This window comes from Mesorhizobium sp. WSM4308 (assembly GCF_002294905.1).
In the GTDB taxonomy this organism is placed as follows: domain Bacteria; phylum Pseudomonadota; class Alphaproteobacteria; order Rhizobiales; family Rhizobiaceae; genus Mesorhizobium.
Map to the genome: position 1 here is coordinate 1 of NZ_NSFW01000028.1, position 21364 is coordinate 21364.

The window sequence follows — 21364 nt, forward strand, 5'->3', positions numbered from 1 at the left end:
ACGCAGCGGTGTGAGACGGGCATTCTTGTGGATGTTCATTCGGACCCTCCGATGGATGCTGAAGCGTGGTAACTCCAGTCTCCTCGGTCCGGTCCGAATGGACAACCTCTCGAAAGCTCACACCTAGGATGGGTGCTGCCACGCGGCTCGGACTCAGCGTGCATTATCACGTAAATGTTGAGAGAATGAATGGCGCCGCGAAGGGCAATTCCAGCCGTCCAAAGCGACAGGCGTGTCGCGGCCTCGACATTGCAGTGGCGCTTACCTAACACGGCCTCACACTGCCCTCTAAACGGCCCCGAATTTGAACTGACGGCCCCTGGCCGGTTCATCGGGCAGGTCAAGGGCTAGGTGTAGTACACAGGGCTCATAACTTTCAGTTTCTAGTTGGTACGATGGGCCGTGGACGGTCGATGCAGACTTCAAGATGGCGAACGAAGCTCTCCATGCGTGCGTTGTCGAGGCAAGTGCCTTTGCCATGCTCGCGACTGGAGAGATTTCAAAATGAGCCTTGTAAGCGGAGAATGCCGCCGACGCTGTTCGGCTTGCTCGTGCCCTTGACGGCGGTAGGCTCGGCAGGGCCGAGGCCAGAGTTGCCGTAGTGGTCGTAATCGACCTCGGCTGTGACCGTGAAGCCGGGAACGACCATGTAGGCGACGTTTGCAGCCACACCAGCATCCTTGAGCTGATCACCCGAGACCTGAAGGTTGAACGAAGTTTTCTCGTCAAACTCGTAGGTGGCGCCCGCCCAGAAAGCCCACTGGCCGTTCCAGATTTTGTACGAGCCGCGCCCATGATTGGCAATTGCGCCGTTTGAGTCCTCGTTGAGACTGGCATTGGAACCGTAGCCGAAGAGTCCAAACAGCGACAGCTGGTTTGTGACAGCGACGTCGACGCGGATCTTGCCGGCAAAAGCTTCGTAATTGCTGTCATAAGCCGCGACGCCGATGATCGAGCCCCAGCCTTGCGTGTATTTCAAGCCGGCGACAACGTGCGGAATATAGCTGTCGATAGTACCGGCTGAGCCCGATCCTTGTTCGAGCGAAATCACAGTCGAAATGCCGTTGCCGGCGTCGAAGTGGTACTGAGCCACGTTGGTGTCGAAGCCGGCCGACGGAACGAGCATACTATCGAGAACGTTGCCAGCGTAGCTTGCAAACGTATCGAAGGCCGACCCCTCCTTGCCAACTCGCAGGCCTCCCAGCTCGACCCAGGCAGAAGCCAGTGCGAGGCCGCTGTTGAAATCATAGTTCTGAGGACTGTCATGCGAGTTAGCGCTGTTGCCAAAATTCACCTGGGTTTCGGTATAGGTCGTCAACGCGCCGAGCTCGGTCTGCTGGCCGGTCCAAGTTTTGAACGTGAAGCGTGTGCTGTTTCGCCAAGTGCCTTGGTCCTCGCCAGTTCTCACGTCCGAGGTTCTTGCGCTGTCATACGATCGGACGTCACCCAGGCCGATATCGTAACGGACATAGCCGCCGATGCGCAGGCAGGTCTCGGTGTTGGGAATATAGGAATATCCCGAGCCGAGGACGTCGCAGATCTTGATGTACTCGGCCGGTTCCCGCTCGGCGCCAGCTGCTCGACCGACGGAAATGGTCATCAGAGCAGTTAAGCCGAGAAGAGGACTCTTGATGTACATGTCTAGATCTCCATGAAGGAATAAAAAGGATAGAGGCGAAAGAGCAAGCTTTTCCTCTAAATTTTGTGCGTGTTGTCTCCAATATGTGGACGCCAAAGCGCTTGACACGAGAGGTGAGCCAGCGTAAAAGCCACATGTACTTATAATAGTGTTTTCTGCTAGGAGATTCATTATCGTTTACATGTGAAACACTCCGGTCGGACCGCTGCAGCTCTCCGAATAGAGCAGCAAGCGACATGCCAACCTGAAGCGTAGATGCGGCCGACACCAAAATCGGGCCGACGCGCCTTCGTCTCGCTGGAATCACTTTTTTTGAGGGTCACTGCGAAAAGAAATGTGCGACACGGTTCGCCATGTTCGATATGTGACAGTCTCGTTTAACAGCGACGGCTTCCCGTCTGACCGCAACGGAGGCCGCGCCATCCGCTACCGAGAAGGATCACTGCGCGTACGCTCCGCAAGGGCTGCGCCAGGAACAGAGGGCGTGCACGTCCGAGGCGTCGCATGGTGGCCGCAGCACCTTTTCGCCGCTGTAAGTTCGCCGTGCAGGTACATTGCGCGGCCGGAAGCGAGAGGGAGCGCACCCTGAAACGGCTGCCTACGGCTCGCCTCGAGTAATTGGCGATGAACAGTATTCTCGAGAACTTAGTCTCGACGGAAAGAGCAACGAAAGGAAGCCGCTTGGACGAGCACGATCCGAAGGAAGAACCGATCGAGACCATTTTCCGCAACGGCACAATCACTGCCGTGGGTATCCTGCTTGCCTTTTCCCTCGGCTTCCTCACTCATTGGGCCGCGAACCCCTTGCCATGGCAACTCTACGATCTGTTCGCCGTAGTGCCGATCCTGCTCGGCATCGCACTGCAGATGAGAGCGCTGTCCATGCTGCTCGACATGAGTTCCTTGCGGCGCCCCATCTACGAACGCGCCAATCGCATTTTCATGGTCGGCCTCATCCAGACCGCGTGTGGCGTCGGCATGGCCATCTTGGTCGATCTTTTCGGGATATCGGTAGGGGGCACGCTGCCCGGCGCTTGACGACAAGCCACACCGCTCTTCGCTCGAAGCGACGTCAAGCCGGGGAACCTTGTGCACCCCCTAGCGGCGTCCTCCTTTCATCAAATGAGCCGACGTCAGCTTTAGAGCGTCTCGGTGGCTAAAGCCGGTATGGTTTTTCGGCCGGCAGGGAAGGCCGCTGGCTGGACCTGGATGGCGTCTGAACGAGGCTTGACAGGTCCGTTGCGTCGGACATGAATTTCGCATTGCAAAGTTCTTCCGCAGACGCCTCAAGCACACTGCACTGGCGTCACGTACTCAGACGTTGAATGCGGCACCGCACCATCACCTCAGGCGCAACCATGGCACGCGCGCTCCCCGGCGTGGTTGACCCCATCCTGTCCAAACGAGACTGCGACATAAGCGGGACGCACTGACTTAGGTCAGAGACCAGGACGAGCGCGCAACGAAAGAATGATGGATGAGCGACGTGGGATGACAGCTCCTTGCACACCTCAATCCTGACAAAGTACCGGGACCCCCGGCCGCCTTGGTATACCATCTATCCGACTGTGCCAGACTTCTCTGCGGCAGTTGGTGCTGACGATTATGAGGAATGGCTGGGGGGCCTCCCGGCCGACGAATCGGTGTCGCTCTATTTCCACATTCCGTTTTGCCGATCCATGTGCTGGTATTGCGGCTTCCCTACCGCGGTCATCCGTCGCAACGGCCCGATCCTTAATTATTTAGCGGTGCTGCGTCAGGAGATCAGTTTGGTGTCGGAGCAAGTGCGGCAAGGGCTGCCGGTGAGCGATGTGCATTTCGGCGGCGGAACGCCTCACCTTATCGGGCCAGCCGAGCACTTGGCGCTGATGGAATTTCTACGCCGCCACTTCGCTTTCAGCAAAACTGCTGCGATCGCCGTGGAGATCGATCCCCGAACGTTCACACCGGAAATGGCCGAAGCCCTGGCAGCTAACGGTGTCAACCGCGCGAGCATCGGATGCAGAGCTTTGATCCCGATGTGCAAAGGCGATCAATCGGATCCAGAGTAAGGTGCAGACGGCCGCTGCAGTCCAAAATCTCCGCCGGCATGGCGTTGGCCATATCAACTTCGACCTCATCTTCGGTCTACCGAAACAGACTGTGCAGTCCTGCATCCAGACCGCGATGGCTGCGGTCGCCATGCGCCCCAACCGGCTTGCGGTGTTCGGATACGCGCATATTCCTTCCGTGATAAAGAATCAGCGCCTAATCGAGCAGGCAGGTCTACCGGACGGCGATCTTCGCGCCGAACAGGCTGCAACTGTCGCCGAGACACTGGTTGGCGCTGGCTACCGGGAGATCGGGCTCGATCATTTCGCTCCGCCGGACGACGAACTTGCGCTAGCGCCAGAAGACCGGGCGCCTACGGCGTAATTCGCTGGGATACTCGGCCGATACTTGCAAAACGTGATCGGCTTCGGCGCGTCGGCTATTGGCCGAGTCCGCGAGGGGTATGTTCAGAACGAAGTAACACGGGATTCTTACGCCCGGCACATCGCAAGTGGACGTCTGGCGACATCAAAGGGTCACCGTCTGACCGACGATGACCGGGTGCGCGCAGCGATCATCGAGCGACTGATGTGCGATTTGGAGGCCGACGTGCCGACCATCTGTGCCGCCCACGAAATCGAACCAGCTCGTTTTCTCGATTCAGTTGAGAGTTTGGTGACGCTGGCTGAGGAGGGGATCCTGGACGTCGAAAACGGCTTCATCCGCGTGCGGCCGGAGCACCGCTTTGTTGTTCGCGCCGTTGCTGCTGCATTCGATGCTTTTCTCGCGAATCGATGAGTTGAGGCCACGACGCCGAAAGGCATCAGACCTTGTTTGGCGCTCGTCGGCATGGGCTCTCGCAGAAGACTCCGCAAGCGTATGCAGGGGACTTCCACTTGACGCCGCGTTCACCATCATCTCGCCTGGGTGCGCGCGAAAGCGCACAACCCGGAGCACGCTGCTCTCGGTGTGAGGCTGTGCTCTGCAAAGCACCGGTGATCCACCCTGTCCCTGGACAGCAGCTTGATGGCGTCATCTTGGAGGACGAGAAAAGATTGTCGAGGTACGGGTACGAATTGCCTCGGTCGTCCGTTCAATCGAAAGCACTGTCTGCGGAGGCACCTCTCCTTCATGCAGTGACAGGAGATGCTGGGCGACTTCCTTATCTGCTGCGGTGAGTCGATGATTTAGGCGGAGAAAGTCCATCCAGGTGGGGGTGCGGAATGTCTCCGTCCAAAGTGACGGTGTTTGCAGATTTCGCTGGAGCGTCCAGTTTCGTGCACCGGCACGGCTCTGGACGTGTCGCCGCGTGCGCATGGAGCCCAGAAAGGCCTCGATATTTTCCTCCGATATCAAATACTCGACCTTGGCCACGATAGGGCCACTTCTGGGTTTCAGATCGAGAGCCACGTCCGGCGGATGAAAAACTGAACTTTCTTGATCGGTTTCTTCCCAGGGACGGACCGGCAACACGATCCCCGCTGCTGCAACCAGCAACAGAGCGCCTGCGGCGCCCTCCAATGCTGAGGTCAAGGAATAGTTTTGCGCGACAGAACCCCAGATCCAGCTGCCAGCAGCCATACCGCCTGCGCTCAAGGCGTAGTAAATGGAGAGCGTGCGGCCTACAACCCACCTTGGGCTTGCCAACTGCACCGACACGTCAATGCCCGTCCAGGTGATAAGCCAACCCGCTCCGCCGAGCGCCAGCGAAATGGCCGCCACAGGAAGCGACGATGTAAGGGCAAGGGAGAGGCAACAGACTGCACAAGCCACAGAGGCGAAGGCCACCAGCCTGTTTTGAGACGTGACCTTCCTCAAGAAGCCGTTGCCCATACCCGCGATGAAAGCACCCATGCCGAAGCCGGCCAATAAGATACCGTAGACAATTGGCCCACTCTTCAACTGATCCCGGACGACGAGGGGGAGCAACGCCAGAATGGAGATGCTTGCCAACCCGAAAAGAGCGGCTCGGGCGGTCGCTGCCCTGATCTCCAAAGACATCGCCGTAAAGCGCACTCCGTCATGAATTGCCGTCGTCATTCTCTCACGAGGGAGAGGCGAAGAGCGGACCTCCCATTTGGTGCGCCATATCGCGCTTATGGGCGCCAGATCACTCACCGCAGCCAAGGCGAAAGCGGCCAGCGGCCCAAAGACGGCCAGGATCACGCCCCCCAAGGCTGGACCAACGCTGCGCACAATGTTGTATCCGACGGACATAAGCGTCACTGCGGCCGGAATGTCGCGTTTGTGAAGGATATCGCCGACCGAAGCGTGCCAAGCCGGATCATTCAAGGCAAAGCCGCAGCCGGCCAGGAAACCTAACCCGAGAATCAGCCAAGGACTGACAAATCCCAGACCCACAGAAATCATCAGCGTCGTCGACGCCGATGCTATCAGGCAGTGTCCCGCAAACATCACCCACCGGCGGCTGAAGTTGTCGGCAATGGCTCCGGCGAAAACTGAGAGGAAGAACACCGGCAATGTGGATGCGGCCTGGACGAGTGCCACCATGAGGTCGGACGCTGAAATCGTTGCCATAAGCCAACTGATGGCGACCGTTTGCACTAGCCAACCGAGGCTGGAAATCTGGGTGGCCGCCCAAATTGAGCGAAACACCTTGTTTCGAAATGGGGCGAGCGTCTTTGAAACGGGCGGTTGGGGATTTTCGCTCTGCATGAGGTATTGCTGGCCTTCGATGAGCGCTGCGATTTGAGCAAGCGGGTCGATACTTAGACATCGCGGAGCACCGCACGGACCCCAGCTCTATGGAGCTTGCCGGCGACTATTTGCGTATTGAGCCATTCTCATAGTCTCATTCATGAGCAGTCCTGTGCGCAAGCATTGCTTTGCTAAATTCCCACCACAAGCGCGCCGCCGCTGAGACCCGCACCCGCTGCCGCCAAGAGGACTTTCTCGCCAGGCCGAAACGGCTGCGCCCGATGGGCCAGCGACAATGAGAGCGGGATCGTCGCGGCGGAAGAGTTGCCATATTCGGCGATCGTCTTGACGATCGAGTGATCAGCGATGCCGAGGTTCCTGCCGACCGCGTCGAAAATGCGCGCATTGGCCTGATGCGGCACGAAACGATCGAGGTCTTGCGGCCTCAGTCGGGCAGCAGTGAGCGCATCTCTCGAGCAGGCGGTCATCATCTCCACGGCCTTGCTGAATACTTCACGGCCGTCAGTGATCGTCATCCGTGTCTGCGCGAGGTCGAGGTCGGCATGGAACGGAGTGTTGCTTCCCCCGGCGGGAATCTGGATTAGCCCGTAGCGCGAGCCGTCGGAATCCACCGAAGCGCCGAGAATGCCTCGATCCGGGTCATCGCAAGGACTGATCACCATGGCGCCGGCGGCATCGGCAAACAGCACGGCGCTGGCGCGCTCGGCCAAATTGATGCGGTGGCTGAGGATGTTGGCGGCGATGACAAGGCTCGCTTTGCCGTGCAGGCGGGTGAACCCGTCGGCGAACATCAGCGCATAGATGAAGCCGGCGCAGGCGCCGGTCAGGTCGATCGCTCCGGCGCGGCCTAGCCCCAGCCGATGTGCGACCAGCGGCGCGCTTGGCGGCAGAAGGTGATCGGGCGTCGACGTGGCGAGCAAGAGTAGACCGACGTCGCCGCGGTCGATACCGGCATTGGTCAGCGCCATGTCGCCGGCAGAGGCGGCAAGGCCCGACAGCGTGTCTTCGTCTGTTGCCCAGAAGCGCGAGCGAATTCCGGTGCGCCGCTCGATCCAGCCGGGCTCAAGCCCGAGCCGGTCTTCGATTTCCGGGTTCTCGACCTTGCGCGTCGGCGCATGATGGCCGAAGCCGAGAACGCGCGACGATAGGTTCATGGCCGCGAGCCGAAGCGTTCGCCGGCCTCCTCTATCGCGTCATAGAGCCCGTCCAATTCGTCGCTGGTGATGCAATAGGGCGGCAGAAGATAGAGGACATTGCCGAGCGGGCGCACCAACAGGCCGCGCTCAAGGAAAAAAGCGCGCAGTTTTGGCCCGATCTCGGCCAGATAACCGGCTGAGCCGGTGCGTAGGTCGAGTGCCGCGATGGTGCCGGTTGTCCGGCAGTCGGTGAAATATGGATTGTCCCGGAAGCGTTGCAGCCCCGCGGCCTGCCTCGCGCTCAAGACCGCGATCCGCTCGGCCACCGGCTCGTCACGCCAGATCTCGACATTGGCAAGTGCTGCCGCGCAGGCGATCGGATTGGCGGTGTAGGAGCTCGAATGGAAAAACGTCTTCTTGCGATCCTCCGAAAAGTGAGCGTGGAAGATGGCATCGGTGGCGATCGTGGCGGCCAGCGGGATGGTACCACCGGTCAGACCTTTCGAGGTGCACAAGATGTCGGGCGAGACGGACGCCTGTTCGCAGGCAAACATGGTTCCGGTGCGCCCCCAGCCGGTCATCACTTCATCGGCGATCACGAGCGTGCCGGAGGCTTCGGCGATCCTCTTCAATTCGGCAAGAACCCAGGCCGGATACATCAGCATGCCGCCGGCGCCAAGCACCAGCGGCTCGACGATCAGCGCGGCTGCGCGCCGGTCGCGGCTAACGGCCTCGAACCGATCCAGCGTTTCCTGCTCGCGCCCGGCGGCCGGGAAGGGGATGGTGTCGACCTCGAACAGCAAAGGCTCATAGGCGGCGTTGAAGACGCCACGGGCGCCGACGCTCATCGTGCCGATGGTGTCGCCATGATAGCTGTGCTCCATGACGGCGATGCGCGAACGCGACGCGCCGATGTTACGGAAATAGCCGAGCGCCATCTTCAGCGCGACTTCGACTGAGGTCGAGCCACTGTCGGAATAGAACACCCGGTGGAGGCCGGCGGGTGCGATGCCTACAAGCGCCTCGGCCAGCCGTTCGGCCGGCTCGTGGGTGAAGCCCGCGAAGATGATCTGGTCGAGGCTCGAGGCGGTCGTCTCGATGGCCTTCATGATGCGGGGGTGGCGATGGCCATGGGTGACGACCCACCAGGAAGAAATCGCATCGAGGATGCGGAAGCCGTCGGCCTTGTGGAGATAGGCGCCTTCAGTCAGCACGATTTCAGGGAGCGAGGGCTCTAGCGCGTGCTGCGTGAACGGATGCCAGACTCGAGACTCCGCCATCAGTCGCCTCCGGCAATCATGGCCAGGTCGAAGCCGGAAATCATTGCATCTCTCAACGTTTCACCCGTCAGCGGACCGAGGTGCGGCAGCCTGCCCAGCTGCGGCACGCCGCCGAATTCCACGATTGTCCTTTGTGTATCGGCCACCTCTTCGCCAATGAAGGCAATGCCGATGAGCGGGATGGAGCGGGCTCTCAGGGCCTCGATCGACAACAGCGTATGATTGATGGTGCCAAGCGCGGTGCGGGCGCACAGTATGACCGGCAGCCGCCATTGTTCGAATATGTCAATGAACCTTGTCTGTCGATTGAGCGGCACCATCAGCCCGCCGGCGCCTTCGATGACGAGCGGTGTCGGCAGGACCGGAAATGAAAGATCGTCGGCCTCGATCGCGACGCCGTCGATTTCGGCTGATCGATGCGGCGACAGCGGCATCGTCAGTCGATAGACTTCGGGCAGCACGCGTCCGTCGGGCAAGCCGGAAAGCCGGGCGACGACCTCGCTGTCGGTCTCCTCGTTGAGGCCCGATTGCACCGGCTTCCAGTAGAAGCCGTCGAGCAGCCCGGCAAGTCCGGCCGAAAACACTGTCTTGCCAATTCCAGTGTCTGTTCCGGTGACGACGATGCGTTTGGTCATGCTGTGGCCAACACTCCGACGAGAGCCTCGACCATGGCGGAAATGTCGGCTTCGTCGACGTTGAGAGTCAGCGAAATGCGCAGGCGCGACGTACCCTCAGGCACTGTCGGCGGGCGAATGCCGCGTATGTCGAAGCCGCGTGCCTGCAGTCCTGCCGCCACCGCCATGGTGCGGCTGTTATCGCCGATCACAAGCGGCTGGATCTGCGAGCCGCTGGGCATCACGCCGCAGCGTTCGGCCAATTGCCGGCTCGCGAAAGCGACACGCTCGTGCAACTGAGCACGACGCATAGGCTCGTCAGACAGAATAGTCAGCGCCTCACGTGCCGCGACTGCCATCAGCGGCGATGGTGCGGTCGCATAGATGAATGGCCGGCACCGGTTGATAAGATAGTCGCACAGTGTTCGCGGTCCGGTAACGAGCGCGCCGGATGCGCCAAGCGCCTTGCCGCATGTGTGGAGCGTGACGATGTTGTCGCGGCCTTCATACGCGGCGGCCAGTCCCCGGCCGTCCGGTCCCCAGACGCCGGTGGCATGCGCTTCATCGACGACGATGAATGCCTGGTACCGATCAGCCAGCGCGACCAGGCTCTCCATCGGCGCACGGTCGCCATCCATGCTGTAAAGGCTTTCGAAGGCGATCCACACCCGCCCCATGCCGCCTTCGGCGCGCCAGCGGGTGATTGCGTCCTCGACAGCGTCGACGTCGTTGTGCGCGGCCAGCTTGAACTCAGCGCGCCCGGCCTGGGCACCCTCATGCATGCTGGCATGAGCGAGCTCGTCGAGGACCAGCAGGTCGCCTTTCTGCGGCAGGGCCGTCAGCAGAGCGAAGTTGGCGATATAGCCGCTGCCGAAGAACAGTGCACGCTCGGCTCCGAAAAATGCCGCTGCGTCCGCCTCCAGTTGCTCATGTTCCGGTGCATTGCCGCGCAACAGCCGCGATCCGGTGGCGCCCACTGGCGTGCCCCGCGCAATCGCCGTCGAAACCGCATCGCCCAGTCTTTTGGAGGCGGCAAGTCCGATATAGTCGTTCGACGAGAAGTCGAGCCCGGCGCGCGGTGCGAGCGTCCGCAACCGGTCCTTGCGCCCCAGTCCCCGCAAGGTTGCGTCATAGCGGGCAAGAATTGCCTCCTTCATTGCGTGGCGAGTTCCATAGGCTCAATGCCGAGGCGCCGGAACAGAAGGGTATCCTTGTCCTCGCCGGGATTTCCCGCCGTCAGCAGCGTGTCGCCGACAAAGATCGAATTGGCGCCGGCAAAGAAGCACAGCGCCTGCGTTTCGTCGCTCATCGCCGTCCTGCCGGCGGACAGCCTTACATAGGATTTCGGCATCATCACCCGCGCGAGCGCAACGATGCGGACGAAATCGATCGGATCGATGGCGTCGGCCGCGGCAAGCGGCGTGCCTTCGATGGGAATAAGCATGTTGATCGGCACGCTTTCCGGCGGCTCGGGCAGGTTCGCGAGCGTGACCAGCATGTCGATGCGATCGGTCTTTTCTTCTCCCATCCCGACAATGCCGCCGCAGCAGACTTTCATCCCAACCGCGCGCACGTGCCCAAGCGTTTTCAGCCGGTCGGCAAAAGTCCTGGTTGAAATAACCTCGCCATAGTAGCGCTCAGAGGTATCGATGTTGTGGTTATAGTAGTCGAGACCGGCCTGCTTCAGGCGAGCAGCTTGCTCAAGATCGAGCATGCCGAGCGTCATGCAGGTCTCCATGCCGAGGGCCTTGACGCCCTCAATCATGGCGACCACAACGTCCATGTCGCGCTCCTTGGGACTTCGCCACGCCGCGCCCATGCAATAGCGCGTTGCGCCGCCATCACGCGCCTTGGCCGCTTCGTCGATGACATGCTTGACGTCCACCAGCTTCGACGCCTTCACACCGGTTTCGTAATGCGCAGACTGGCTGCAATAGCCGCAATCTTCGGGGCACCCGCCGGTCTTGATGCTAAGGAGCCGCGACAGCTGCACTCGGTTTCGATCGAAGTTCTGGCGGTGGATCGTCTGAGCCAGGAACAGCAGATCGTTGAATGGCATGCCGTAGATGGCCTCGGCCTCTTTGCGGTTCCATCGCGGAGGCGTTCCGTCGACCGATTGCATGGTCTGGTTCACGTCGAACTCCGAGTTCATTCCAATCGTCATCGTCAAACCTTTGTTTGCTAGTCCGGTACGCCTTCTTGGCTTTGGGGCGCACTCGCTAAAGGCGAGCTGCGGCACGTCTTTCCAGCACCTCCTACGCCTGCCGAGCTGATGTTGCTCCTCACGCCGTAATCCTCAGTTCAAGTGCTTGCAGATGTTCTGGTGGTCCGGCATGTCCAGGCCGATGTCGAGGATCGGGGCGCTGTGCGTCAGCCAACCCATGGAGATGAGATCGACACCGGTCGCCGCAATCGCCGCCGCCGTTTTCGGCATCACCCGACCGGACGCCTCGGTGATCGTACGGCCATCCACTATAGAAACCGCGCGGGCAAGATCCTCGACCGACATATTGTCGAGCAGCACCGCGTCAACACCAATCGCGAGCGCTGCATCGAGCTGCTTCAGCGTGTCGACCTCGACCTCGACCTTCACCATATGCCCTGCTGCGGCGCGCGCCCGCTCTATTGCTGTGCGCATATCGCCGGCGATCGCGATGTGGTTGTCCTTTATGAGCACGCCGTCATCGAGGCCGAACCGGTGATTGGCACCGCCGCCGACGCGCACGGCGTATTTCTCCAATGCCCGCAGCCCGGGCGTCGTCTTTCGCGTCGATACAATCCTCGCCTTGTGACCGCGCACGGCCTCAACCATGGCCGCTGTGGCAGTGGCAATGCCGCTCAGCCGGCATAAGAAATTGAGGGCCGTGCGTTCGGCCGTGAGCAGGCCTCGTGCGGGTCCGGACAATCTTGCAATGGTTTCCCCGGCCCCAACCTCGCTGCCATCAGGGCGCCAGATCTGGATGTTGATCGCCGGTTCCACGAGAAGGAAGGCATACGAGACCAGATCGAGCCCGGCAACGACGCCCGCCTGCCTCGCTTTGAGCACCAACGTGGCAGTGCAATCATACGGGATAACCGCATCGGTGGTCAGGTCGCCGGATCTGCCCAGGTCTTCGAGGAGCGCAACGCGCACAATCGGTTCGATCAGGGTCGCGGGGAGGGGGGAGAATGAAGTCATATCAAGTGCTCCGTATGGTAGCCCGGCAATCGAGTGCGGCCGCGGCCCGCATTGCGCTGTGCAGTGTCAGCCGTGATGGGCGCACGTTGGCATCGTGGAGCGGGAAATCGGACCGACAGTGCGCGCCTCGACTCTCTTCCCGCCTCAGGGCCGCCGCGGCGATCATCAGTGAGACCAAAGCCGGACCAGAGGCAGCGACACTATTGGCTGCGATCGGCAGCAGGGTCGCCACCGCTTCGCGCATTGCCTCGCCGTCGCGGATGATACCCAGGGCGGCGGAGACAATCGGGCGGACCACGGAAGCGTCTGGTCGTGGAGGGACGAATGTGGAGCATCTGCGCGGTCGCCGGGTATACGACGTGCCGGCAACGCTTTCGGCAACCCAGCTCGCGGTGACCGCCGCTTCGGTGAGCGAGTTGCTGGCCAGGCGGTTGGCGCCGTGCAGGCCGGTACAGGCCACCTCACCGCAGGCCCACAATCCCTCGATGGAGCTGCGGCCGGCGCTGTCTACGGCGACGCCGCCCATGTGATAATGTGCCGCCGGGCGCACCGGGATCAGGTCGGTCGCTGGGTCGATTCCTGCGCTCCGGCACAATTCGGCGATGCCTGGAAAACGCTTGCCAAATCTCGGGCCGAGACTTTGCCGTGCGTCCAGGAATACGCGGCGTCCAACGGCAAGCTGGTGCCAAATGGCGCGCGCTACGACGTCGCGAGGCGCAAGTTCACCGCCAGGTGTGTCGGCGAGGAAGCGCTCTCCTCGCTCATCGATGAGCACCGCGCCTTCGCCACGCACGGCTTCGCTCACCAGCGGCATCGGCCGGCGCGGACCGTCGAGCGCAGTTGGATGGAACTGTATGAATTCCAAGTCGGCGAGTTCCGCCCCCGCCCATGCGGCGAGCGCCAGCCCGTGACCCCATGAGCCAGCGGGGTTTGTCGTGTCGCAAAACAGCCCGCCGACGCCGCCGGTCGCCAGCACCGCGCGACGCGTGGGCAGAGCGAGCGCGCCGGCTCGTCCTGCTGCGACCACGGCGATGACCGACCCGTCCTGCACGACCAGCCGGCGGACCTCCACATTTTCGATAATGGTGATCGAGGCTGTACGCCGAACCGCGGCGACGAGCGCGCGCACCAACTCGCGACCGGTGGCGTCGCCGGCTGCATGCACAATCCGCCGTCGCGAGTGTGCCGCCTCGAGCCCAAGTCGCAACGCGCGGTCAGGGTGCTGGTCGAAGTCGACGCCGAACCTTTGGATCGTCCTAATCGCTTCGGGTGCAGCTCGTACCACTCGCCGCACCGTGGCCTCATCGCAGAGTCCGTCGCCGGCAGCTATCGTGTCGCAAAGGTGAAAATCTGGGCCGTCGTCGCCCCCGAGACTTGCCGCAAGACCGCCCTGGGCAAGTTCACTGCAGGCTCCGGTTCCAAGCGGCGCGTTGGTCAAAAGCACGACCGGTTCCGGCGCCAGATGAAGCGCCGTCATCAGGCCGGCAATGCCGCCGCCGATGACGACCGGCGCCCCCGCGATTTCGCGAACCTCCAGACTCATAGGGAAAGCATGCGCTCGACCGCGCGGCGGGCGGGGCCGGCAATTTCGGGATCAATCCGGACCTCATGCCGGTTCTGCTCGAGTGCGGCGCGAATGTTGGCCAGGTTGATGCGCTTCATGTGCGGGCACAGATTGCATGGGCGAACGAACTCGACGTCGGGATGCGCGACCGCGACGTTGTCGCTCATCGAACATTCGGTCAGAAGGACGACACGCTTCGGTTTCTCACGCTCGACATAATCCGACATCGCCGCGGTCGAGCCGGAGAACTCCGCCTCCGCGACAACGTCTGGTGGGCATTCTGGATGGGCCAGCACGATGACGCCTGGATGGGCATCGCGCAGTTCCCGGATGTCTGCTGCGGTGAAGCGCTCATGCACCTCGCAATGGCCTTTCCAGGCGATGATCTCGACGTCTGTATCGGCTGCCACGTTCCTCGCCAGATATTCGTCCGGGAGCATCAGCACACGCGCCACGCCAAGCGATTCCACCACCGCCTTGGCGTTGCCGGACGTGCAGCAGATGTCGGACTCCGCTTTTACGGCGGCGGAAGTGTTGACGTAAGTAACAACGGGGACCCCCGGATACCGCAGCCGCATTAGCCGCACGTCGTTTGCCGTGATCGATTCGGCCAGCGAGCAGCCGGCGCGGAGATCCGGGATGAGCACGGTCTTGTTCGGATTGAGCAGTTTTGCCGTCTCGGCCATGAAATGAACGCCGGCAACCACGATGATGTCGGCGTCGACCGTCACCGCCTTGTGGGCCAACGCCAGGCTGTCGCCGACGATGTCTGCCACGCAATGAAAAATTTCGGGCGTCTGGTAATTGTGCGCCAGCACCACCGCATTGCGCTCACGCTTCAGCGCTAAGATGGCTTCAATATCGCCGGCGAACGCGGGCCATTCAACGGGTGGGATCACCCGCCGGACACGCTCATACAAGGACGCAGCCATAGGTAACGCCCCAGTCATTGGCGCCTCGATTATATTCGGTTTGACAATAAGGGAATATATCTACCTTGACTATAAGTATGTCAAGCCCGCGCCAGCGGTAATTTTGTCCCGGCGATAGCCCTGTCGTCGAGGACGGCATGCCGGAAGCGATAAAGCTTCGCCGGTCGGCCGCCCGTGTCGAGGGAGGTCTCCCCGGTCTCCTCAACAAGTTCCTGCTGCTCGACCAATCTCCGGAAGTTCGGCTTGTTGATCAGCCTGCCAGCCAAAGCTTCCACGGTTCGCTGCAGTTGCAGCAGCGTGAAGGAAGGCCGCATAAGCTCGAACACGACCGGCCGGTATTTGATCTTCGAACGCAGCCGCGCGATCCCGGTTGCCAGAATACGACGGTGGTCAGCGACCATTGGTTTGCCAGCCGCGGCCGCAATCGCGTCCCTGCCGCCACCGGCCTCCTCAATCAGAGCAGCTTCATAGAGCAACTCGTAGCGTTGGAGCGTGAGTTCCTCGTTCCAATGGCGGTCGTCGAAGCCGAAGGCTATCGCAGCGCGCTGCCGGCGCTCGCGTTGAGTGGTCGGCTCGCTGGCGCCGCCGGCCCACTCAATCAGGCGGGGCCGCAATCTATCGAGCAGCACAGGCGGCGTGCCGAAGCGGTGGTCCTCCCAGGGAAAATATTCGTACCAACTTTGCCAGCCGCACGCGGCCGAGTTCGTTGCCTGTTCCTTCCTGGTCAATGCGAGATAGCTGATTGAGATGACGCGCTGGTGGCGCTCAGTGCCGATGCGATCGCGATCGGCGAAGGTGTAGAGTTGCTCGATGTATCCAAGTGCATGGCCGGTCTGCTGCTCCACCCACCCCCTCAAACCCGACTGCAGTGATCGATGCTCAAGGGCAAAAGGTCCAGAAGGGAGGGTGTCCGCATGACCGACTGTGAGGACACAGGGCTCACTGTCGTTTACGGCGACCACGACGGCAGTCAGGTCCACTTTGGCTTCGTCAGCTTTGACGGCGGCTTTGCCTTTCTTGGTTCTTCTTGTCTGAGGATCCATGTTTGCGAAAGCGGGTTGGCCCAACGGAGCGCCTTAATCGATTGAATGTAACCTTGGAAGCCAGCACGTCAACACCGGAGTACTCAAGCGCTGTTTTTAGCTCTTCGCAGTCGCACAAAAATATGCCAAACGCGACACCCGCTGTTGGTAACGTAAGGGAAGGGGCCTCGGTTGAGCGCGGCTGGTGAGATAAAAGGGATGACTCCTCCAGATATTCGATCGCGAAAAGGCCAGACGCCACTTGTATGCTTGACGGCCTACACCACGCCGGTCGCGAGGCTGCTCGATCGCCACTGCGACATCGTTCTTGTCGGCGACAGCGTCGGCATGGTGCTGCACGGCCTGTCGTCGACGCTGGGGGTCACGCTCGACATGATGATCATGCACGGACAGGCCGTTCGCCGCGGCCTTGAACACGCGCTGATGGTCGTCGACCTGCCCTTCGGTTCCTACGAGGAAAGCCCAGAGCACGCTTTCGGCAACGCTGCGCGCGTGATGGGTGAGACCGGTTGTTCAGCGGTAAAGATCGAGGGCGGCGAGACCATCGCGGAAACCATCCGCTTCCTTACCGCGCGCGGCGTACCTGTCATGGCCCATGTGGGCCTGACGCCGCAGGCGGTAAACACGTTTGGAGGCTATCGTGTGCAGGGCCGGGGAGCCGATGCAGAGCGGATCAGGCGCGACGCCAGGGCGGTAACTGAAGCTGGCGCCTTCTCCTTGGTGCTGGAAAAGATACCGGAGCAGCTTGCACGGCAGATAACCGCCGATATCGACATACCCACCATCGGCATCGGTGCCTCGCCAGCTTGCGACGGCCAGATTCTGGTGAGCCACGATATGCTCGGGCTCTTCACCTCATTTCGGCCGAAGTTCGTCAAACGCTATGCCGAGCTCGGTGAGCAGGCTGAGGCGGCAATCGCCGCTTACGCCACCGATATGCGGAACCGGCACTTTCCGGCGGTCGAACATCTCTATGTCAACGCCTTGAAGGCCGGTGACTTCACATGAGCGTGCCGATCGCTCGAACCGTGAGCGAGCTGCGCGGCGTCGTTGCGCAATGGCGTCGCTCGGGTGCCACGATCGGTATTGTGCCGACCATGGGAGCCTTGCACGACGGGCATCTGAGCCTCGTGCGGAAGGCGCTCGAAAGGGCCGAGCGGGTGATCGTGACGCTGTTCGTAAACCCCAAGCAGTTCAACAGCCCCGCCGACCTGATTGCCTACCCTCGGACGGAAAGCGACGATGCTGCCAAGCTCGCTCTGCTGGGCACGCATCTGCTCTATGTGCCGGACACAGAGGAAATGTACCAGGTGGGCTTCGCCACGGCCGTTTCAGTGTCCGGCATCAGCGAATGCCTTTGCGGCGCATTCCGGCTCGGCCATTTCAATGGCGTGGCGACGGTCGTGGCCAAGCTCTTCCTGCAGGCCGGCGCTGACTTCGCCTTTTTTGGCGAAAAGGATTTTCAGCAACTTCAGCTTGTCAGGCGCTTGGTCCGGGATCTCGACATTCCGATCACTATTGTGCCCTGTCCGACAGTCCGCGAAGCCGATGGTCTTGCGCTATCGTCGCGTAACGTGCGGCTCTCCCCAGCCCAACGCGCCATTGCCCCAAAACTAGCATCGGTCCTGCTCGATACGGCCGAGCGGCTTGCACGCGGCTCCCCCATCCTGCCTACGCTTGATGAAGCGCGTGCAGCAATTCTGGCTGCCGGCTATCGCGAGCTCGAATACCTGGAGCTTCGCGGAGAAACAGACCTGCAATCGTTAGCAAGCCTTGACCGACCGGCACGCTTGCTTGCTGCGGCTTGGCTTGGCGACACGCGGCTCATCGATAACGTCGCAATATCACCCATCGGTAGTTGGTCAGGTGGGCGGAGCTCTCTCCAATCGGAAGCAGCACAGCAATTGCGGTGATGACGGCGGCGCGTCGTATGCCCTGCAGGGACAGGCCATCATTTAGAACCACGTCTCCGTCGGCTTCCAGCAACCTCCGCGAGGTACGCTAAGCGCAGATGCATCGCGTATTTGAAACCTTGGTCGAGCAACTCTCTGCAAGCGTCGATGCCGTCGATCTCCATGAGGCAATGGCGTCCGCCGCAGCCGGGTTCGACTTTCCGCTCTTCGCTTATTTCACCTACCCATCCGCTTCCGGCGACAGGCCGCGATTGATCTCGAATTATCCATCATCATGGACATCACATTACCTGCAACAGCGCTACCACAGCGTGGATCCCGTGATCCTGCGGGGACTGCGGGGCTGGGATACCTTCGACTGGGGTGTGGACCGCGATCACCGTTATTTGCCGACCTCTCAGCAGGAAGTCCTGGAAAAAGCAGCTGAGTTCGGCATTCGCGGCGGACTGACCATGTCGATGCATGATCATCGCGGCCGGTTCGCCGCACTGACCTTCGCCTCCAACGAGGCGCATCCGCCATTTCTGAGGTCGCTGACGCGCTACGAAAAAGCAATGCAACTGGTTGCGATCAACGTTCATATCCATGCCCGGCGCAGGCTCGCCGAAGATTGCGTGGTAGATGGCATAATGCTCACCCGGCGGGAGTTCGAGTGCCTGAAATGGGCGGCGTGCGGCAAGTCGGCCTGGGATATCAGCCAGATTCTCGGTGTCTCGAAACGCACCGTGACCTTCCATCAGGAAAACGCCAAGGCGAAGCTTGGCGTGCGAACCATCAACCAGGCCGTAGTGCGGATGGCTGCTCGGGCGAGATCCTGATCCTCTCCAAGTCTAGCTGTAAAGGTCTACAGGCTGCATTCATGACGGCTTTGCCCTTCGATTGCGTGGACACATCCCGCACGGAGACGACAATGATGCAGCTGATAACACCCGACTGCTACGCCGAGTTTGCGAGCGAACTCAAGGAAATGCACGGACTTAGGTATCGGGTTTTCAAGAAGCGGCTCGATTGGGAAGTGCAGACCGAAGGCGAAATGGAAACGGACTCGTTTGACAGCCTGAACCCCGTCTACCTGCTTCTCAAGGGGTCCGATTGGCGAACTTGCGGCTGCGTCCGCCTTTTGCCGACCACCGGACCGACAATGTTGCGCGATACGTTTCCGACGCTGCTGGATGAGATGGTGGTCCCTGCGAGTGCCGATATCTGGGAGAGTAGTCGTTTCGCGCTCGATCTCCCTGCGACAGCGCCGAAGGCAGCTGGCGGCCTGGCCCAAGCAACCTACGAGCTCTTCGCGGGGATCATCGAATTCGGCTTGGCCAACAATCTCTCCGGGATCGTAACGGTGACAGATACGCGCATCGAAAGGATCCTTCGTCTCGCGACCTGGCCGTTGTCACGTATCGGACAGCCCAAGCAGGTCGGCAACACCGAGGCAGTCGCCGGCTTCCTCGATATTTCCTACGCCAGTCTCTTGCGCATCCGCTGGAGGGGACGCCTCAACGGGCCGGTGTTGTGGCAACCAGTTCTCATCCAATCGGCATAGCGCCTGCGGATGCTCAGCCGTGACTTGAGTTAAGTCTGCTCACGGCCGCCACCGCCGCCGTGAGGGTGAGCGGACCCGCCCCACGAGCTTTCGACTGTTCCGGTCGATTGGCTCGCGCGGCCGGACTTTGGATTTCCGTAGGCGCAACCCGCAGTCCAGCGTGAGCACGCCAAAATGGCGCCCCTCCGCTTCGTCCAAAGAAGCCAACGTGGCTTCTGAGGTCGTCTTAGAATATTGGACCGGCCGCCGTGAGCGATCGCAACCTCAAAGCTTTGCCGGTATGCCGGTTTGGCCGGACCGTCGGCCAGTCGGAGCAGTCCCCCGATAAGGACCCGAGCTGACGCGCGGTCCAACAGCGCCCGAGCCTATGCTTTGTGCATTACCGTTCGGTTGGCCATGTCGTCCAAGACCGCATGAAGAAGGCTTCCAACCTCCTGCGCAGCGAGCTCTGGCGCAATTCCTACATCGGACAATTGAATGAGCATTTTCTTGGCGGCACAGCGCCAGAACGCGCTCGCCGCCTCGCCGTTCTTGGTCTCGAGGGCCTGGGCGATACTTTCGACCAATATACGTCGCCGATGCAGCGGAAATACGCAAATGTTTGATTCATGCATCAATCACCTCACAGATTCAGTTCCACAAAGAAAAACACCGGCGTCTTCAAAAGAGCCCCGCTAGCGCGGTGACGGTTCGCGGCGACATGACGAGTTCCACTTCCCCATCGACAAGCCATTGGGAGATGAGCCGCCGGACCGCATATCCGGGACCGCACATAAGGTGAACCACCATTGCTCATCCGGCTGCATTTTCCTGGGCCGTTCGACGAGGCGTTCCAGCCGAATTGACGTCCAATGACTTGATCTCTGAAAGGGCAGGGCGGTACGAATCACCCGACTGTTCCGCTGCTTACATTCCTGCGAGCTTGTGTATGAACGATTAAAGCGTGCCCGAGCCGTTCTTGGTGGCCGCCGCAGAAGGGAATCATGTCATCCGCTGCCTATCGTAGGCGGCGCGACTTCTAGCATGACTGCACTGCCCCGACAGGGCTTTGCAATCGCGCGTTTCGAAGCCTATGCTTTGGCATCGGCCGGCATTTACTTCGGTGCAGCCGACAGTAAGACGTACGCGCTCTTGCCCCGTTGGAAGAGAGCCTTGCCCGATCCCTCTTTCGCGACCAGGTGCTGAAGCCCTCACCCCGCAGGACTTCGCGCTTTTGCGACCATCGCTGCATCACGTCGAACCGGGCATCAAGGACAAGTTGGAGGTCGCGCATCAGCCGATCAAGAACGTATATTTTCCCGAGAGGGGCATCGCGTCGGTGGTCGCCACCATGACCGGCGGGCGGCAAGGTGAAGTCGGCATTGTCGGCTATGACGGGATGAAAGGAATTGCCGTCATTCTCGGAAAGGAAAGCACTACCTGGCGCCTGCCGGTTGAAAACCTTCGCCCTGCGATTAGCCCGTCGCTTCGCACCTCAGTGCTGGACTATGCCCACGCGTTCCTCGTCCAATCATGCCGGACGGCACTGGTCAATGGCCACTCCAAGGTCGAAGAACGGCTGGCCCGCTGGCAGCTGATGGTCCACGACCGTGCGGAAGGAGATAAGATCCTCCCGACGCATGAATTTCTGGCGACCATGCTCGCGCCCACCGCCCGGGGTCACCACGGCCCTGCAAATGCTTGAGTATCGAGGACTGGTGCACGCCAAGCGCGGCGAGATCACGATCATCGACCGTGCCGGATTGATAAAGCTCACACATGGCGCTTATGACAAGGAGGAGCAGCGTTATTTCGGCCTGGCCGCTGCCTGAA

At 60.9% G+C, this 21364-nt stretch carries 19 protein-coding genes and 1 pseudogene; 8 read left to right on the forward strand and 12 right to left on the reverse strand.

Going from position 1 to position 21364, the window contains the following annotated elements:
• Positions 1-499 precede the first annotated feature (499 nt).
• On the reverse strand, positions 500-1639 hold the full coding sequence (locus CK227_RS34115; protein ID WP_063169258.1) for a porin: 1140 nt from the start codon (positions 1637-1639) through the stop codon (positions 500-502).
• A 681-nt stretch (positions 1640-2320) separates the two neighbouring features.
• Between CK227_RS34115 and CK227_RS34120 the strand changes: the two genes are divergently transcribed.
• Together CK227_RS34120 and hemN are read left to right on the forward strand one after the other, a co-directional pair.
• Positions 2321-2677 carry a hypothetical protein gene (locus tag CK227_RS34120; RefSeq protein ID WP_024505577.1) on the forward strand — a complete coding sequence of 119 codons (357 nt, stop codon included), beginning with the start codon at positions 2321-2323 and terminating at the stop codon, positions 2675-2677.
• A 464-nt stretch (positions 2678-3141) separates the two neighbouring features.
• Positions 3142-4468, forward strand: a pseudogene (gene hemN, locus CK227_RS34125) (oxygen-independent coproporphyrinogen III oxidase).
• Between the two features lie 234 nt (positions 4469-4702).
• On the opposite strand, the gene CK227_RS34130 reads toward hemN, so the two are convergent.
• The 10 genes from CK227_RS34130 to CK227_RS34175 form a co-directional block, all read right to left on the reverse strand.
• Complete coding sequence (locus CK227_RS34130; protein ID WP_063169257.1) at positions 4703-6346, reverse strand: MFS transporter; 1644 nt, start codon at positions 6344-6346, stop codon at positions 4703-4705.
• Positions 6347-6519: 173 nt separating this feature from the next.
• Positions 6520-7503: a beta-ketoacyl-ACP synthase III gene (locus CK227_RS34135; protein WP_063169256.1), complete on the reverse strand. Its 984-nt coding sequence runs from the start codon at positions 7501-7503 to the stop codon at positions 6520-6522.
• A complete protein-coding gene (locus CK227_RS34140) occupies positions 7500-8765 on the reverse strand; it encodes an adenosylmethionine--8-amino-7-oxononanoate transaminase (protein WP_063169255.1) in 1266 nt (421 codons plus the stop codon). Before CK227_RS34140 ends, CK227_RS34135 begins: the two co-directional genes overlap by 4 nt.
• Positions 8765-9400, reverse strand: coding sequence for a dethiobiotin synthase (bioD, locus tag CK227_RS34145; RefSeq protein WP_063169254.1), 636 nt, complete (start codon positions 9398-9400; stop codon positions 8765-8767). The genes CK227_RS34140 and bioD overlap by 1 nt, the downstream gene beginning before the upstream one ends.
• Positions 9397-10536, reverse strand: coding sequence for an 8-amino-7-oxononanoate synthase (locus CK227_RS34150; protein WP_024505572.1), 1140 nt, complete (start codon positions 10534-10536; stop codon positions 9397-9399). The genes bioD and CK227_RS34150 overlap by 4 nt, the downstream gene beginning before the upstream one ends.
• Entirely contained in the window at positions 10533-11501 is a 969-nt protein-coding gene (gene bioB, locus CK227_RS34155) for a biotin synthase BioB (protein WP_224570943.1), read from the reverse strand. The genes CK227_RS34150 and bioB overlap by 4 nt, the downstream gene beginning before the upstream one ends.
• 174 nt (positions 11502-11675) lie before the next feature.
• Positions 11676-12557: a carboxylating nicotinate-nucleotide diphosphorylase gene (nadC, locus tag CK227_RS34160; protein WP_063169252.1), complete on the reverse strand. Its 882-nt coding sequence runs from the start codon at positions 12555-12557 to the stop codon at positions 11676-11678.
• A gap of 1 nt (position 12558) precedes the next feature.
• The gene (locus tag CK227_RS34165) at positions 12559-14100 is read right to left on the reverse strand and encodes an L-aspartate oxidase (RefSeq protein ID WP_063169251.1); all 1542 of its coding nucleotides are present in this window, start codon (positions 14098-14100) and stop codon (positions 12559-12561) included.
• Positions 14097-15071, reverse strand: coding sequence for a quinolinate synthase NadA (gene nadA / locus CK227_RS34170; RefSeq protein ID WP_063169250.1), 975 nt, complete (start codon positions 15069-15071; stop codon positions 14097-14099). Before nadA ends, CK227_RS34165 begins: the two co-directional genes overlap by 4 nt.
• Positions 15072-15133: 62 nt before the next feature.
• Positions 15134-16096 (reverse strand): membrane protein, encoded by a 963-nt coding sequence (locus CK227_RS34175; RefSeq protein ID WP_024505567.1) that lies wholly within the window; start codon positions 16094-16096, stop codon positions 15134-15136.
• A 171-nt stretch (positions 16097-16267) separates the two neighbouring features.
• On the opposite strand from CK227_RS34175, the gene panB reads away from it, so the two are divergent.
• The 4 genes from panB to CK227_RS34195 all read left to right on the forward strand — a co-directional run bounded on the left by panB (position 16268) and on the right by CK227_RS34195 (position 19552).
• Entirely contained in the window at positions 16268-17104 is an 837-nt protein-coding gene (panB, locus tag CK227_RS34180) for a 3-methyl-2-oxobutanoate hydroxymethyltransferase (RefSeq protein WP_063169249.1), read from the forward strand.
• On the forward strand, positions 17101-18009 hold the full coding sequence (gene panC / locus CK227_RS34185; protein WP_063169248.1) for a pantoate--beta-alanine ligase: 909 nt from the start codon (positions 17101-17103) through the stop codon (positions 18007-18009). The genes panB and panC overlap by 4 nt, the downstream gene beginning before the upstream one ends.
• Positions 18010-18107: 98 nt before the next feature.
• Positions 18108-18827: a LuxR family transcriptional regulator gene (locus tag CK227_RS34190; RefSeq protein WP_063169247.1), complete on the forward strand. Its 720-nt coding sequence runs from the start codon at positions 18108-18110 to the stop codon at positions 18825-18827.
• A gap of 92 nt (positions 18828-18919) precedes the next feature.
• Positions 18920-19552, forward strand: coding sequence for an acyl-homoserine-lactone synthase (locus CK227_RS34195; protein WP_063169246.1), 633 nt, complete (start codon positions 18920-18922; stop codon positions 19550-19552).
• A gap of 365 nt (positions 19553-19917) precedes the next feature.
• On the opposite strand, the gene CK227_RS37650 is transcribed toward CK227_RS34195, so the two are convergent.
• A complete protein-coding gene (locus tag CK227_RS37650) occupies positions 19918-20166 on the reverse strand; it encodes a DUF6074 family protein (protein WP_063169245.1) in 249 nt (82 codons plus the stop codon).
• A gap of 599 nt (positions 20167-20765) precedes the next feature.
• On the opposite strand from CK227_RS37650, the gene CK227_RS34205 reads away from it, so the two are divergent.
• Both CK227_RS34205 and CK227_RS37935 read left to right on the forward strand, forming a co-directional pair.
• A complete protein-coding gene (locus CK227_RS34205; RefSeq protein WP_224570941.1) occupies positions 20766-21236 on the forward strand; it encodes a hypothetical protein in 471 nt (156 codons plus the stop codon).
• Positions 21229-21363 (forward strand): hypothetical protein, encoded by a 135-nt coding sequence (locus CK227_RS37935; RefSeq protein WP_256754986.1) that lies wholly within the window; start codon positions 21229-21231, stop codon positions 21361-21363. The genes CK227_RS34205 and CK227_RS37935 overlap by 8 nt, the downstream gene beginning before the upstream one ends.
• Position 21364: the final 1 nt, after the last annotated feature.